The organism is Ruania albidiflava DSM 18029 (assembly GCF_000421225.1).
Lineage (GTDB): Bacteria > Actinomycetota > Actinomycetes > Actinomycetales > Beutenbergiaceae > Ruania > Ruania albidiflava.
The window spans coordinates 287518-300906 of sequence record NZ_ATWL01000001.1 but is presented as its reverse complement, the minus strand read 5'-3'; the positions used below and the strand labels follow the sequence as shown (position 1 = coordinate 300906).

General features: G+C 72.3%; 15 protein-coding genes. 12 read left to right on the top strand and 3 right to left on the bottom strand.

Annotated elements, in window-relative coordinates; all coding sequences use genetic code 11:
• The first annotated feature begins 1 nt into the window (after position 1).
• Both K338_RS0101415 and K338_RS0101410 read left to right on the top strand, forming a co-directional pair.
• A complete protein-coding gene (locus tag K338_RS0101415) occupies positions 2-958 on the top strand; it encodes a site-specific tyrosine recombinase XerD (protein ID WP_022916400.1) in 957 nt (318 codons plus the stop codon).
• Complete coding sequence (locus K338_RS0101410; RefSeq protein ID WP_022916399.1) at positions 955-1530, top strand: hypothetical protein; 576 nt, start codon at positions 955-957, stop codon at positions 1528-1530. Before K338_RS0101415 ends, K338_RS0101410 begins: the two co-directional genes overlap by 4 nt.
• A gap of 33 nt (positions 1531-1563) precedes the next feature.
• Here K338_RS0101410 and K338_RS19820 read toward each other — a convergent pair whose 3' ends face one another.
• Both K338_RS19820 and K338_RS0101400 read right to left on the bottom strand, forming a co-directional pair.
• A complete protein-coding gene (locus K338_RS19820) occupies positions 1564-2490 on the bottom strand; it encodes a transglutaminase-like domain-containing protein (RefSeq protein ID WP_022916398.1) in 927 nt (308 codons plus the stop codon).
• Entirely contained in the window at positions 2487-3308 is an 822-nt protein-coding gene (locus K338_RS0101400) for a MerR family transcriptional regulator (RefSeq protein WP_022916397.1), read from the bottom strand. Before K338_RS0101400 ends, K338_RS19820 begins: the two co-directional genes overlap by 4 nt.
• A 55-nt stretch (positions 3309-3363) precedes the next feature.
• Between K338_RS0101400 and K338_RS25780 the strand changes: the two genes are divergently transcribed.
• Positions 3364-3801: a hypothetical protein gene (locus K338_RS25780; RefSeq protein ID WP_022916396.1), complete on the top strand. Its 438-nt coding sequence runs from the start codon at positions 3364-3366 to the stop codon at positions 3799-3801.
• A gap of 7 nt (positions 3802-3808) precedes the next feature.
• Here K338_RS25780 and K338_RS0101390 read toward each other — a convergent pair whose 3' ends face one another.
• Positions 3809-5002, bottom strand: coding sequence for a GNAT family N-acetyltransferase (locus K338_RS0101390; protein ID WP_022916395.1), 1194 nt, complete (start codon positions 5000-5002; stop codon positions 3809-3811).
• Here K338_RS0101390 and K338_RS0101385 point away from each other — a divergent pair.
• The 9 genes from K338_RS0101385 to der are packed head-to-tail and all read left to right on the top strand — an operon-like array spanning position 5001 to position 13349.
• Entirely contained in the window at positions 5001-5942 is a 942-nt protein-coding gene (locus tag K338_RS0101385; protein WP_084480473.1) for a ParA family protein, read from the top strand. The two genes, K338_RS0101390 and K338_RS0101385, sit on opposite strands and share 2 nt — an antisense overlap.
• Positions 5926-6855: a segregation and condensation protein A gene (locus tag K338_RS19815; protein ID WP_022916393.1), complete on the top strand. Its 930-nt coding sequence runs from the start codon at positions 5926-5928 to the stop codon at positions 6853-6855. Before K338_RS0101385 ends, K338_RS19815 begins: the two co-directional genes overlap by 17 nt.
• On the top strand, positions 6852-7442 hold the full coding sequence (scpB, locus tag K338_RS19810; RefSeq protein WP_022916392.1) for an SMC-Scp complex subunit ScpB: 591 nt from the start codon (positions 6852-6854) through the stop codon (positions 7440-7442). The genes K338_RS19815 and scpB overlap by 4 nt, the downstream gene beginning before the upstream one ends.
• Positions 7443-7446: 4 nt before the next feature.
• Positions 7447-8199 (top strand): pseudouridine synthase, encoded by a 753-nt coding sequence (locus tag K338_RS0101370; RefSeq protein WP_022916391.1) that lies wholly within the window; start codon positions 7447-7449, stop codon positions 8197-8199.
• Between the two features lie 6 nt (positions 8200-8205).
• A complete protein-coding gene (locus K338_RS0101365) occupies positions 8206-9225 on the top strand; it encodes a DUF2332 domain-containing protein (protein WP_022916390.1) in 1020 nt (339 codons plus the stop codon).
• Between the two features lie 26 nt (positions 9226-9251).
• The gene (locus K338_RS0101360; protein ID WP_022916389.1) at positions 9252-10388 is read left to right on the top strand and encodes a prephenate dehydrogenase; all 1137 of its coding nucleotides are present in this window, start codon (positions 9252-9254) and stop codon (positions 10386-10388) included.
• Complete coding sequence (gene cmk / locus K338_RS0101355) at positions 10385-11107, top strand: (d)CMP kinase (RefSeq protein ID WP_022916388.1); 723 nt, start codon at positions 10385-10387, stop codon at positions 11105-11107. The genes K338_RS0101360 and cmk overlap by 4 nt, the downstream gene beginning before the upstream one ends.
• Positions 11104-11811 (top strand): lysophospholipid acyltransferase family protein, encoded by a 708-nt coding sequence (locus tag K338_RS0101350; protein ID WP_022916387.1) that lies wholly within the window; start codon positions 11104-11106, stop codon positions 11809-11811. The genes cmk and K338_RS0101350 overlap by 4 nt, the downstream gene beginning before the upstream one ends.
• A 47-nt stretch (positions 11812-11858) precedes the next feature.
• Entirely contained in the window at positions 11859-13349 is a 1491-nt protein-coding gene (gene der / locus K338_RS0101345; RefSeq protein ID WP_022916386.1) for a ribosome biogenesis GTPase Der, read from the top strand.
• Positions 13350-13389: the final 40 nt, after the last annotated feature.

The window sequence follows — 13389 nt, the reverse complement described above, 5'->3', positions numbered from 1 at the left end:
GATGGCTGACCCGACGCCGGAGGACCCGGAGGCGCCGTTCCAGGTCGAGCTGACCGAGTACCTGGCGCACCTGGGTGTCGAGCGTGGGTTGTCCGAGCACACGCTGGCCGCCTACCGGCGCGATCTACGGCGCTACGCCCGGTTCCTGGCCAGACGGGGGCGCACCGGCTTCGGCGAGGTCACCGAGGAGGACGTCGCCTCCTACGTGGAGGCGGTCCGTACCGGCGCCGACGGCGGGCATCCCCTCTCCCCGACGTCCACCTCACGTGCTGTGGTCGCCGTGCGCGGTTGGCACCGGTTCGCCACGCTCGAGGGGCACACGGACACCGACCCTGCGGCAGCGGTCCGCCCGCCGGGCACCACCAAGCGGCTGCCGAAGGCGATCGCCGTGGAGGAGGTGGACAAGCTGCTCGCCGGAGCCTCGATGGCCGAGGGGGTGCTGGGCCTGCGCGACCGGGCCCTGGTGGAGGTGCTCTACGGCACCGGTGCCCGGATCTCCGAGGCGGTCGGCCTGGACGTGGACGACGTGGACATCGGCGCCCAGCACCCGAGCCTGCGGTTGTTCGGCAAGGGCCGCAAAGAACGCATCGTGCCTGTGGGGCGGTTCGCCGTGGAGGCTCTGGAGGCCTACCTGGTGCGCTCCCGGCCGGTGCTGGCGCAGTCCGGGCGCGGCAACTCGGCCGTGTTCCTCAACCAGCGGGGCAACCCGCTCAGCCGGCAGAGCGCCTGGGCGGTGCTGCAGGCAGCGGCCGAGCGCGGCGGGGTGAGCGGACACATCTCCCCGCACACGCTGCGCCACTCCTACGCCACCCACCTGCTCGCCGGGGGTGCCGACGTACGCGTGGTCCAGGAGCTGCTCGGGCACGCCTCGGTCACCACTACGCAGATCTACACGATGGTCACTCCGGACACCTTGCGAGAGGTCTACGCCGCGAGCCACCCACGGGCGCGCGGATGAGCGGCGACGACCCGGCCCTGCGCCGACCGGTGCTGGTCGGTGCCAACCCGGGCCTGCAGCTGTTCGACGCCGATGGCGGGTGCACCGGCTACGCCTCGGTGTGGCGGGTGGACTGGTCCCGGCAGCATGGCGCCGGCACGGCGCTGGTGCTCTGGCAGCCGGACACGGTGCGGGTGCTGAGCAGCGACCTCGCGCTCGCCCGGTGGCTTGCCGAGGACTTCACCCGGCACTTCCCGGAGCTGGACGGGCTGCCCTGGCCGGCGCCGGACTATCAGCGGGAGCCGGTGGAGCTGGCGATCGACCTCGCGGCGGGGATGCACGCCCGGGCCGGTGACGTGGAGGTCCAGCTGTCCGGCGTGCTCGACGTGCGCGCGGTGGCAACGGAGGAGTTCCCGCTCGGGAGCGTGCCGCACAGTCTGCGGCTCGTGCTCGCACCGTGCCGCACCGGCCGGCTGAGCATCGGCGGGCAGCCGGTGCCGGGCCAGGTACACCGCAGCGGTACTCCATCGCGTCCGTCCTCCTCTGCGTTCCTGGCCGAGGCGGAGGTGTGGAGCCGCGTGCCGGAGCGATGACGAAGCGGCTGCGGCCCCGCGGGCCGAGGTCGGTCAGCGCAACGGCACCTGCACCGGCGCCCGGCCGGGCTGCAGCGGGCTGAGCTGCCAGACGGCTGCTCCGGGGTGCAGCCGCTCGTCGGCGGCGTACCGGTCGGCCAGCGCCCGCGCGCGGGGACCGTCCAGCTCTCCGGCCTGTTCCTCCGCATCGGCCGCCAGCAGCAGTGCCGCGACGTCGTCGATCAGGTCCGGATCCGCGGTCGGGTCCTCGGCGCACTGGCCCCACACGTCCCAGAGCAGCAGCTCGTCGCCGTGCCGGTGGGCCACCTCACCGATCACGTAGGCGGCGACGATCGGCGCCCCGCGCAGCGGCTCGTCCATGGTCAGGTCCACGCCGTAGCGGGTGACGTCCAGGTGCCCGGTGCGGTGCTCGCGCCACACCTCGGCAGCCGTCTGAAACGGCGAGGAAGGCCCGGTAGGCATGTCGGTCACATCGAACTCGTCGGTGAAACCTGCGGCCAGCTCCGGGTCGAACCGCACCCACCGGGTGCCGTCCAGGCGTTCGACGACGACGTGGTCGTGGTGGAAGCCGGGGCTGAGGTAGCCGGCGAAGCCGATCCGGGTGCGCGCCGGCACCCCGTGCTCGCGGAGCGCGCCGACGCAGAACAGCGAGTGGTCCCGGCAGCAGCCCTGCAGCCGGTCGGACAGCGCGCGTGGTTCGGTCAGCGGCGTGTGGTGCCGGTCCTGGTCGGTGGCGAGCTGGTCGGCCAACCATCGCAGGTGGATGTCCGCCCGCGTGCTCGCCGGCACGAGGTGCGCCTCACCGCGGTAGTGCGCGATGAGGTTGCGAGCGGTCGCGGAGACCGCCTCGGTGGTCGGGTCCACGGCGCGCAGCAGGTCGCCGTACGGTCCCGGGTCACTGTAGGCGGAGTGCCGGGTCCAGCGGTCGACGGCGGAAGGTAGGTCGCGTAGCAGGGTCACCAGGGAGCCTCTCGGTAGGGCAAGGCGATGTCGGCCACGTAGGCGGTCGGGTCCTCGGGCCAGGGCACCCGGTAGACCTCGCGCGGGGGACCGGTGGGCTCCCCGTGTCGACGTACCCAGTCGGTCACGGCATCGTAGGCGTGAAGGATGCGGGGGTAGGAGCACTGGGCGGCGCTGATCGGGGCGTACGCCTCGGTGCGCCCCTCCTCGATCCGGATCGCGATCCGGCCGACCGGTGGTACCAGGCCCTCGAACGGTACGCACACCTCCAGCGGTCCGTCGCTGTCCGGGGAGACGACGCCGTGGTAGATCGCCCACCACTCCTCGGTCACCACCGCCTCGGACGCGGTCAGGTGCTCCCGAAGCCGGTGCACGTTCTCCACGAGGGTGGCCACCAGGTCGGCCTGCAGCACCCGGGAGGTGATCGTGGCCAGAGTCCTCTCCGGCGCTGACCGCACCTCCACCTGGAACGGCTCCTCCGGGGCGCGACGCCACTGATCGAGCAGGTAGTCCACAGTTCCGCGCCGGTGGGTGAGCAGCCTCTCCTGCTCCGCCCACCAGCCCAGCAGCGTTTCGCTCGCTGCGACCGGGTCGCTGGTCGCGAGCAGGTCGGCGATCTGCGCCAACGGCATCTCCACCCGACGGAGCAGGCTGATCTGCCGGGCGCGGTTCACCTGTGCCGGGGAGTAGTACCGGTAACCGGTGCGTTCGTCCACGGCGTCGGGCACCAGCAGCCCGGACTCGTCGTAGCGGCGCAGCGCCTTCAACGACAGCCCGGTTCGCCTGGCGAACGCGCCGATGGTCAGGTGCTCGGTCACGAGGCCGAGTCTGGTGCTTCCCCCACGGGGAAGGTCAAGCGCCAGGATTGACGCTGTGCCCGCGGCTCGGGCACCCGTCCCGCTGATCCCGGAGGACGTGATCGAGGGGCTGGACGCCGCCGTGACCGCCGAGCCCGACCCGGTCGCCAGCACCTCCACCCACACCGAGGGACTGCCCTCGGGGGCCACCCTGGACGTGCTGCAGCTGGAGCGCACCGGCAGCAGCGGCTACCTGCTGCGGGTGCGGCTGTCCTGGCCGGAGGAAACGTCGCTCTCCCCGGAACAGCACAAGAGCCTCTCCTTGGATGGCGACCAGCACTTCGTCGACGGTCTGCGCCTGGTCGACCCTGAGGCAGAACGGTTCGTCCCGCCCACCGGTCAGATCCTCAACGCGCGATACGGTCCGCTGGGCGGCGAGAGCGAGCCGGAGGCGCTGACCCTCGAGGTACCGGGCTTCGAACCGATCGCGCAGATTCCCGTCACCGAGGGCTGAGGTCGCCTCAGAACGTGTCCCGCAGCTGCCACGGCGGGCTGCTCAGCAGATCCTCCAGCGCTCGGTCCGAGGCAGCCTCGCCTCCGCTGAGGTGGCCCAGAACGCGCAGGTCCGCGCACCTGGCAGCGCCCGCGAACAGCAAGGACAACCCATTCACGGTGAGCACCGGACCAGCCTCACGAGGTGCGATCTGCTCGCACCGCAACGCTCCGCCGTCGACCACCACCTGGTAGGACCCCTCGACCAGGCCGAGCGGATCGCCTGCCACGGTGAACGACACCTGCCCGCTGCCGCAGCCGCCACGGGCGGCCAGCGCCGCCGGGAGGTCCAGCACCCGCAGCAGGTAGGGCTCCTGGCTCGCCACCTGCCAGTGCTTGGACGGCAGGAAGTGCCGGGCCACGTCCCCGGCCGGGGCGTGCAGCACCACCTGGTCCACCTTCATCGCCAGCGCCCCCGCCATCCGCCACAGCGCCCGGTAGGCGTCCGAGGTCAGACCGACCAGCTCGGTGATGGTCAGCGTCCGCGCAACCATGCCGCCACGGTCCCAGCAGGCGTAGCCGAGTACCTCCCCGTCGGCATCTGTGGCCAAGGTGACTGCATCGGAACCTTCGAGCAGCGCCTCGTCGCTGTCGGCCAGGGCGCCGGTGCGGGTCAGCGGGCCGTACCGCTGCCGGGCCCAGGCGGTGTAGCAGGCCCGCAGCGCCGGAACGTCGGCCGGCTCGGCCCGCCGCAGCTGCACCGGACCACCAGGGCGCACCGCTGCAGCAGCAGTGGCCGGCACCACCACCTCGTCCACTGTGCTGACCAGCTCGAAACCGAGCCGCCGATAGATCCCCGGTGCGGTAGCGAACAGGGTGGCGAGCACGTCCCCACGGTCGGCGGCGGCCCGGAGCAGCTCGACCAGCAGCGGGTGGGTCAGACCCTGGCCGCGGTACTCGGCCGCGACAGTCACCCCGGCCACACCACAGGTGCGTAGCTCGTGCCCAGCGGCCCAGGTGCCCAGGTCGAGGGCTACCGCCTTCGCCGCCAGCTGCGCACCGTGGAACGTACCGAGAGCGTGCGTACCCGGGCGGGGCCACGGGCGGTCGGCAGGAGGCTCCGGGTCCGGGCGGGCGGCATCGGGCATGCCGAACGCCTCCCGGCCGAGCCGCCGGGCGGCGCCCTGGTCGGCGGTGTGCAACGCACGGACGGAGAAGCTCATGAGCGTCCACCCTACGGCTCCCCAGCCGGGGCCTACGGCCGTACAGCGGGTGTTGGGCGGGGCAGCGCTGCCGACGACCAGTAGTGTGGGCAGCGTGAGTAGCGAAGCCTCCGACACCCGCACCGACCGTGACTTCCCCGTCCCGGCCCCGCTGAGCGGTCACGGGCCGGCCCGCGTCATCGCCATGTGCAACCAGAAGGGCGGGGTGGGCAAGACCACCACCACCATCAACCTGGGCGCCGCCCTCGCCGAGTACGGTCGCAAGGTCCTGATCGTCGACTTCGACCCGCAGGGCGCCGCCTCTGCCGGCCTCGGCGTGGCTGCGCACGAGCTGGACGACACCATCTACACCGAGCTGATGGCAGCCGAGCCGGACGTGCACCGGGTGATCCACCCGACCGCTGTGGAGGGGATGGACCTCATCCCGGCGAACATCGACCTGTCTGCCGCTGAGGTGCAGCTCGTCGGTGAGGTGGCCCGGGAGCAGGCGCTGGCCCGGGTGCTGCGCCCCATCACCGACGACTACGACGCGATCATCATCGACTGCCAGCCCTCGCTCGGTCTGCTCACCATCAACGCGCTGACCGCCGCGCACGGGGTGATCGTGCCGTTGGAGACCGAGTTCTTCGCGCTTCGCGGGGTGGCGCTGCTGGTGGAGACCATCGACAAGGTGCGCTCGAGGCTGAACCCGAAGCTGCACACCGACGGCATCCTGGCCACCATGGTGGACCTGCGCACCCTGCACTCCCGCGAGGTGCTCGCCCGGGTGCGGGACCACTTCGGTGATGTGGTGTTCGACACGGTGATCACCCGGTCGGTGAAGTTCCCGGACGCCTCGGTGGCTACGGAACCGATCACGTCCTTCGCCCCGAACCACCAGGGCGCCTACCACTACCGCAAGCTGGCCCGCGAGCTCATCTACCGTGGCGACGTCGCCTGACCAGCAACCCCCGGCCGGGCCGGTGACGGCGGAACCCGCCCCGGCCACGTACGTCGCCACTGCGGAGGGGCAGGAAGCCGAGACGGTCTCCGACCGTCCGGTGTTCCAGGTGCGGCTGGAGAACTTCACCGGCCCGTTCGACCTCCTGCTCTCCCTGATCGCCAAGCACAAGCTGGACGTGACCGAGGTGGCACTGGCCGTGGTCACCGACGACTTCATCGCCCACATCCGGGGCCAGGAGGCCTGGGACCTGTCCCAGGCGAGCGAGTTCCTGGTGATCGCCGCCACGCTGCTGGACCTCAAGGCTGCCCGGCTGCTGCCCCGCGGGGACGTGGAGGACGCCGAGGACCTGGAGCTGCTCGAGGCCCGCGACCTGCTCTTTGCCCGGCTGCTGCAGTACCGCGCGTTCAAGCAGGCCGCCGCCGACCTGGACACCGCCTGGCAGCGGGCGGGGCGCTCCTTCCCGCGGCAGGTGGCGCTGGAGCCCCGGTTGGCAGCCCTGCTGCCCGAGCTGGTGATGCAGATCGGCCCGGAGGACCTGGCCCAGCTCGCCGCCAAAGCCCTCGCCCCCCGGCCGGAACCTGCCGGTGTGGACGTCTCCCACCTGCACGCCCCCGTGGTCAGCGTCCGGGAGCAGGCGGCACACATCGCCGGCCGGCTGCGCCGGTTGCGCCGCGCCTCGTTCCGCACGCTCACCGACGACGCCGGTTCCACCGCTGTGGTGGTGGCCCGATTCCTGGCGCTGCTGGAGCTGTTTCGCCAAGGGGTGGTCGCCTTCGACCAGGCCGGGCCGCTCGGTGACCTGAGCGTGCACTGGACCGGCGGTCAGGACGAGCAGATCGACGTGGGCGAGGAGTACGACGACTACGACGACCACGGCGGTCAGCAGACCCGGACAGAGGAGGACCAGTGACCGACCCGGAGGAACCTGCGTGGGCAGGTGAGGAGCTGCTCGGTGCCGTGGAGGCGATCCTCATGGTCACCGAGACACCGCTGGCGACGGAGCAGCTCGCCACAGTGCTCGGTGTGCCGGTGCCAGCGGTGGCGGACGCGCTGGCTGCCCTCGCCGAGGAGCTGGACACCTCACCGCGACCCCGCGGGCTGGAGCTGCGGGAGGCCGGCGGAGGGTGGCGGTTCTACTCCGCACCGGCATTCGCACCGGCGGTGGAGAAGTTCGTGCTGGACGGGCAGACGGCGAGACTCACCCAGGCCGCCCTGGAGACGCTGGCGGTGATCGCCTACCGGCAGCCGGTCTCCCGGGGCCGGATCTCCGCCATCCGCGGGGTGAACGTGGACTCCGTGGTGCGTACGCTGCTCACCCGCGGACTGGTGGAGGAGGCCGGTCAGGACGCCGACGGCGGCGCCACGCTGTACCGCACCAGCAGCTACTTCCTGGAGCGCCTCGGGCTGCGTCACCTGGACGACCTGCCGCCGCTGGCCCCGTACCTGCCGGACATCGATACGCTCGAGGACATCGACGGCACGGGCGAAGGAGAGTGAGGACGTGAACACCGGTCGCGACGTGCACGACCCGGACGGGATCCGGCTGCAGAAGGTGCTCGCCGGTGCCGGTCTCGGTTCCCGACGCGCCTGCGAGGCGCTGATCGCCGCCGGCAAGGTCACCGTGGACGGGGTGCAGGTCCGCGAGCAGGGCGTACGCGTGGACCCACGCACCGCCGTCATCCACGTCGACGGGCTGCGCCTGCAGCTCGACGACAGCGTGGTCACCCTCGCCCTGCACAAGCCGGCCGGGGTGTACTCCACGATGGCCGACGAGCAGGGCCGCCCGGACCTGTCCCGCTACGTGGCCGACCGCACCGAGCGGCTGTTCCACGTGGGCAGGTTGGACGCCGAGACCACCGGCCTGATCCTGCTCACCGGCGACGGTGAGCTCGCGCACCGGCTCAGCCACCCTTCCTACGAGATCGCCAAGACCTATGTCGCCCAGGTGGCCGGCCGGGTGCCACGCGGGCTGCGCCGCACCCTGATGGACGGAGTGGAGCTGGACGACGGCCCGGTGGCGGCCGATGCCGTCACCATCCTGGAGACCAGCGCCGAGGCCTCCATCCTGGAGATCGTGCTGCACGAAGGGAGGAACCGGATCGTGCGCCGGCTGCTGGAGCACGTCGGCCACCCGGTCACCCGGCTGAGCCGCACCCAGGTGGGCCCGGTCCGGCTGGGCACCCTCCGTCCGGGCCGCACCCGGGTGGTCAGCGGCAGAGAGCTCGGCGCACTGATGACCGCTGTCGGCCTGTGACCGCCAATGGAGACCCAGGCGACTGACACTGCCGCCTTCTACCGCCGCTGGGCGCAGCTGGAGGCCCACGGCAGCTCACCGACCTACGAACGGCTCGCCCACGCCGTCGCCGACGACCCGACGGCACTGGCCTTCCTGCACACCCTGCCCCGACAGAAGCGGCAACCGAACCTGTTCTTCGGCGCCTTGCGCTGGTTCGACGCACCGGTCGAGGACCCGATCGCCGCCCTGACGTTCCTGGCCGAGCACGCCGAGGCGCTGCACGCGCTGATGCGCACCCGCGCCACCCAGACCAACGAGGCCACCCGGTGTGCGGTGCTGCTACCCGCCCTCGCCCTGCTGCCCGGACCGCTGGCGGTGCTCGAGCTCGGCGCCAGCGCGGGCCTGTGCCTGCTGCTGGACACCTGGGCGTATGAGTGGACCGACGAGAGCGGCGCCGTCACCCGGCTGGGCACTGGTCCGGTGCGGCTGCGCACCCAGGTGACCGGGCCCGTGCCGCTACCGACGGAGCTGCCCCCGATCGTCGCCCGGCTCGGCCTGGACGCCGCACCGGTGGACGTGCGCGATGCCGACCAGCGGCGCTGGCTGCAGTGCCTGGTCTGGCCGGAGCACACCGACCGCGCGAGCCTGCTCCGGGCCGCCCTGGACCGGGCAGGGGCCACCCCACCACCGGTGGCGCAGGGCCTGTTCCCCGCCGACGTACCCGCGGCGGTGTCCCGGCTGCGCCAGTTCGAACCGGACGCCACTGTGGTGGTGCTGCACAGCGCCGCGGCCGCGTACCTGGGCCGCGAGGAGCGCACCGTCCTCACCGACATGCTCACCGGCCTGGACGTCCGCCGCATCGGCCTCGAAGGTCCGCAGGTGAGCACCGAGCTGGGCGTTCGCGACGTGCCGGAGGCGGCCCCCGGTCGGTTCGTGCTCAGCCTGGACGGACGTGCGCTGGCCACCACGCACCCGCACGGGCGCGACCTGCACTGGCTGACCGGTGCCGCGCACACGAGGGGACGGCACGCGCCGGTACAGTAGGCGCTCGTGACCAGGCAGGAGCAACAGTGACCGCGGAGGCGGCCGACGCGACGGCCACCACCGGCCCGGTGCACATCGTCGGCACCGGGCTGCTCGGCACCTCTATCGCGCTCGCGCTCACCGCACGGGACGTGCCAGTCACCCTCACCGACACCTCACCTTCGGCGCTGGCGCTGTCCCGCGACCTGGGCGGTGGCAGCATCGCCACAGCCGCAGACCCAGAGCCCGCGCTCGTGGTGGTCGCTGTACCACCGGACGTCACCGCCGACCTGGTCGCTGCCCAGCTGCGGGCCCGGCCGCACGCCGTCGTCACCGACGTCGCCAGCGTGAAGGGCATCATCCTCACCGAGCTCACCGAGATGGCCGCCGCCGACCCGGGGCTGGACCTGACCCGGTACGTCGGCTCCCACCCGATGGCCGGCCGGGAGCGTTCCGGCGCCGGCGCCGCCTCCGCAGACCTGTTCCTCGGCCGTCCGTGGGTGGTCGCCGCGCACGAGCAGTCCGCAGCAGCAGCGGTGCTGGCCGTGCGCACCCTCGCCGTGGACCTGGGCGCCGCCGTGGCCACGATGGCCCCGGCCGAGCACGATGACGCCGTCGCCGCAGTCTCCCACCTGCCCCAGCTGATGTCCTCGCTCACCGCGGCCCAGCTCGTCGACACCCCGGACTCCGCGCTCGCCCTGGCCGGGCAGGGGCTGCGGGACGTCACCCGGGTCGCCGCCTCCGACCCGAGGCTGTGGTCGGCGATCCTCACGGGGAACGCCGCTGCGGTGCTGGACCTGCTGCGTGGCGTGCGCACCGGTCTGGACGAGCTGATCGCCGCACTGACCGCCGCCGCTGAGGACGGCCCCTTGGCGCCTGGGGCGGTGGCCGGTCTGGCCGCAGTCATCGGTGCCGGGAACGAAGGTGTGGCCAAGGTGCCCGGCAAGCACGGCGGCACCCGCAAGCGGTACGCCGAGGTGAGCGTGCTGGTCCCGGACGAGCCTGGTGAGCTGGGCCGGCTGTTCTCCGAGGTCGGCGAGATCGGCGTGAACATCGAGGACTTCCAGATGGAGCACTCCCCGAAGCAGAAGGTAGGGATGGCGATCGTGTCGGTGATGCCCACAGCCGCGGCGAGGCTCGAGGCAGCGCTGGAGGAGCGCAACTGGCGGGTGGTGGCCCAGTGACCGGGCTGGTGGTCGCCATCGACGGCCCCAGCGGCACCGGCAAGTCCACGATCAGCCGACGGCTCGCCGGTGAGCTCGGTCTGGCCTACCTGGACACCGGCGCGATGTACCGGGTGGCGACCTGGTGGTGCCTGCACCTGGGCCTGGACCTGACCGACCACGAAGCGGTCGCCGCAGCCGTGCGGACCATCCCGATGGAGATCGGGACCGACCCTGCCCGCCCCACCTTCGCCGTCGACGGCCACGATGTGGCGCGCGAGATCCGCAGCACCCGCATCTCCACCGCGGTCTCGGCCGTGGCCACCAACCTGGGTGTGCGCCCAGAGCTGCAGCAGCGACAACGAGAGGCGATCGCCGCCGAGCTGCAACCCGGCTCGTTCAGCGGCGGGCGCGGCGTGATCGCCGAGGGCCGGGACATCACCACAGTGGTCGCCCCGGACGCCCCGGTGCGGATCCTGCTGCTCGCCGACGAGGAGGCCCGGCTGCAACGGCGGGCTCGAGAGCTGCACGGCACCGCAGACGCCGGGGCGCTGGCTGCGACCCGGGACCAGGTGGTCCGGCGGGACGCCGACGACTCCACTGTCGCCAACTTCACCACTGCCGCCGACGGCGTGGTCACCGTGGACACCTCGACCCTCACCCTGGACGAAGCGGTGGCCACGGTGCGGGCCGTGATCACCGCAGCCGACGAGAACCCCCGCACGCAGGAGCAGCAGTGAGCGCACCCGAGCAGAAGGCCTCGCCGGGCCAGTCGATCACCCCCGAGAAGATCAAGCGGTGGGGGCCGACCTGGTCGCGCCGGGTGGGCTGGTTCCTCGCCCGCGGCTTCTGGAACACCCAGGTGGTCGGTGCGGAGAGCATCCCACGCACCGGCAGGCTGCTGGTCGCCGCGAACCACACCGGCATCATCGACGGCCCGCTGCTGCACGGCGTGATCCCGCGCGAGTCGCACATGATCATCAAGGAGGAGATGTTCTCCGGGTTCATCGGCTTCCTGATGCGGACCGCTGGGCAGATCCCGGTGGACCGGCGCAACGGGCGGGCCGCGCTGCAGACCGCGCTCGCACTGCTGAACGAGGAACGGCTCGTGGGCGTGTTCCCCGAGGGCTCCCGCGGGCGTGGGGACGTGAAAGAGACCAAGGCCGGCATCGCCTGGCTCGCAGTACGCTCCGGGGCACCGGTGGTGCCGGCGGCGATCCTGGGCACCCGCCCGACCGGGAAGAAGCCCGGGCACGTGCCTGGTCCGCGGGCGCGGCTGACGGTGGTGTTCGGTGAGCCGTTCGCCGCGGTGGACCCCGGCGCCGGGATCGGGCGGGCCGCCGTGTCCGCCGCGATGGGCCGGATCCAGGCCCGGCTGAGCGAGCATGTGACCGGCTCCGCCGCCGAGCACGGGGTGCCGCTGCCGGAGGACACGGAGATCTGATCTGCTGCAGTTGAGTTGTGCGCTGTGCGACGTGGACAATAGCGGGCGTGACTGACGACTCTGCGGGTTCCGCTCCCGACCACGACGTACCGGAGACCGCGGAGGAGGCTCAGCGGGCCGAGTCCCTGCGTGCGGGGCTGGCCGACTATGCGCTGGACGAGGAGGATCGTGCCCTGCTCCAGGAGCCGGAGGCCGGCGGCGCAGCGGCGGAACCGAGCGGGCCGCCACCGGTGCTGGCCGTCATCGGCCGGCCGAACGTGGGCAAGTCCACACTGGTGAACAGGTTCCTCGGCCGCCGGGTGGCCGTGGTGCAGGACACCCCGGGCGTCACCCGCGATCGGGTCAGCTACCCGGCGGAGTGGGCCGGACGAGAGTTCACCGTGGTGGACACCGGCGGCTGGGAACGCAGCACCAAGGGGCTCGGCGGACGAGTGGCAGACCAGGCAGAGATCGCCATCGAGCTCGCCGACGCCGTGCTGTTCGTCGTGGACGCCACCGTGGGCCCCACCGACGAGGACGAACGCGTGGTACGGATGCTGCGCCGCGCCGAGAAGCCGACCATGCTGGTGGCGAACAAGGTGGACGACCAGCGGGGGGAGGCAGACGCCGCGATGCTCTGGTCCCTCGGCCTGGGGGAGCCGTTCCCGGTGTCCGCACTGCACGGCCGCGGCTCCGGCGACCTGTTGGATGCTGCTCTGGCGATGCTCCCGGCGGTCTCCGGCGTGGCCGGGCAGCTCCCGGAGGGCGGGCCGCGGCGGGTGGCGCTGGTCGGCCGGCCGAACGTGGGCAAGTCCTCGCTGCTGAACACGCTCACCCGCAGCGACCGGGTGGTGGTCGACGATGTCGGCGGCACCACCCGCGACCCGGTGGACGAGCTGGTGGTGCTGGACGGACGGCCCTGGTGGTTCGTGGACACTGCGGGTATCCGCCGCCGGGTGCACCAGAGCTCGGGGGCGGACTTCTACGCCTCGCTGCGCACCCAGGGTGCCCTGGAGAAGGCGGAGGTCGGTGTGGTGCTGATCGATGCCGGTACCCCGATCACCGAGCAGGACGTCCGGGTGGTGCAGCAGGTCATCGACGCCGGACGTGCGCTGGTGATCGCCTACAACAAGTGGGACCTCGTGGACGAGGAGCGGCGCGGGTTTCTCGAGCGGGAGATCGCCCAGCAGCTGGTGCAGGTCACCTGGGCGCCCAGGGTGAACCTCACGGCCACCACTGGCTGGCACACCAACCGGCTGGTGCGGGCCCTGGACACGGCTCTGGAGTCCTGGGACCGGCGCGTGCCCACCGGCAGGCTGAACGCCTTCCTCGGCGAGCTCACCGCGGCCCACCCGCACCCGGTGCGCGGCGGGAAGCAACCCCGGATCCTGTTCGGCACCCAGGCCGACTCCCGGCCGCCCCGGTTCGTGCTGTTCACCACCGGGTTCCTCGATCCCGGCTACCGGCGGTTCATCGAACGCCGGCTGCGGGAGACGTTCTCCTTCGAGGGCACCCCGATCGAGATCAGTGTGCGCATCCGGGAGAAACGTCGGCGCTGAGCTGAGCAGTTCTCCCCATCGACGGCCCAGGGCCGGACTG

Coding starts and splice junctions, on each gene's coding strand:
- K338_RS0101415 (WP_022916400.1), top strand. CDS start 2: ATGGCTGACCCGACGCCGGAGGACCCGGAGGCGCCGTTCCAGGTCGAG.
- K338_RS0101385 (WP_084480473.1), top strand. CDS start 5,001: ATGAGCGTCCACCCTACGGCTCCCCAGCCGGGGCCTACGGCCGTACAG.
- K338_RS0101365 (WP_022916390.1), top strand. CDS start 8,206: ATGGAGACCCAGGCGACTGACACTGCCGCCTTCTACCGCCGCTGGGCG.
- K338_RS0101410 (WP_022916399.1), top strand. CDS start 955: ATGAGCGGCGACGACCCGGCCCTGCGCCGACCGGTGCTGGTCGGTGCC.
- K338_RS0101390 (WP_022916395.1), bottom strand. CDS start 5,002: ATGAGCTTCTCCGTCCGTGCGTTGCACACCGCCGACCAGGGCGCCGCC.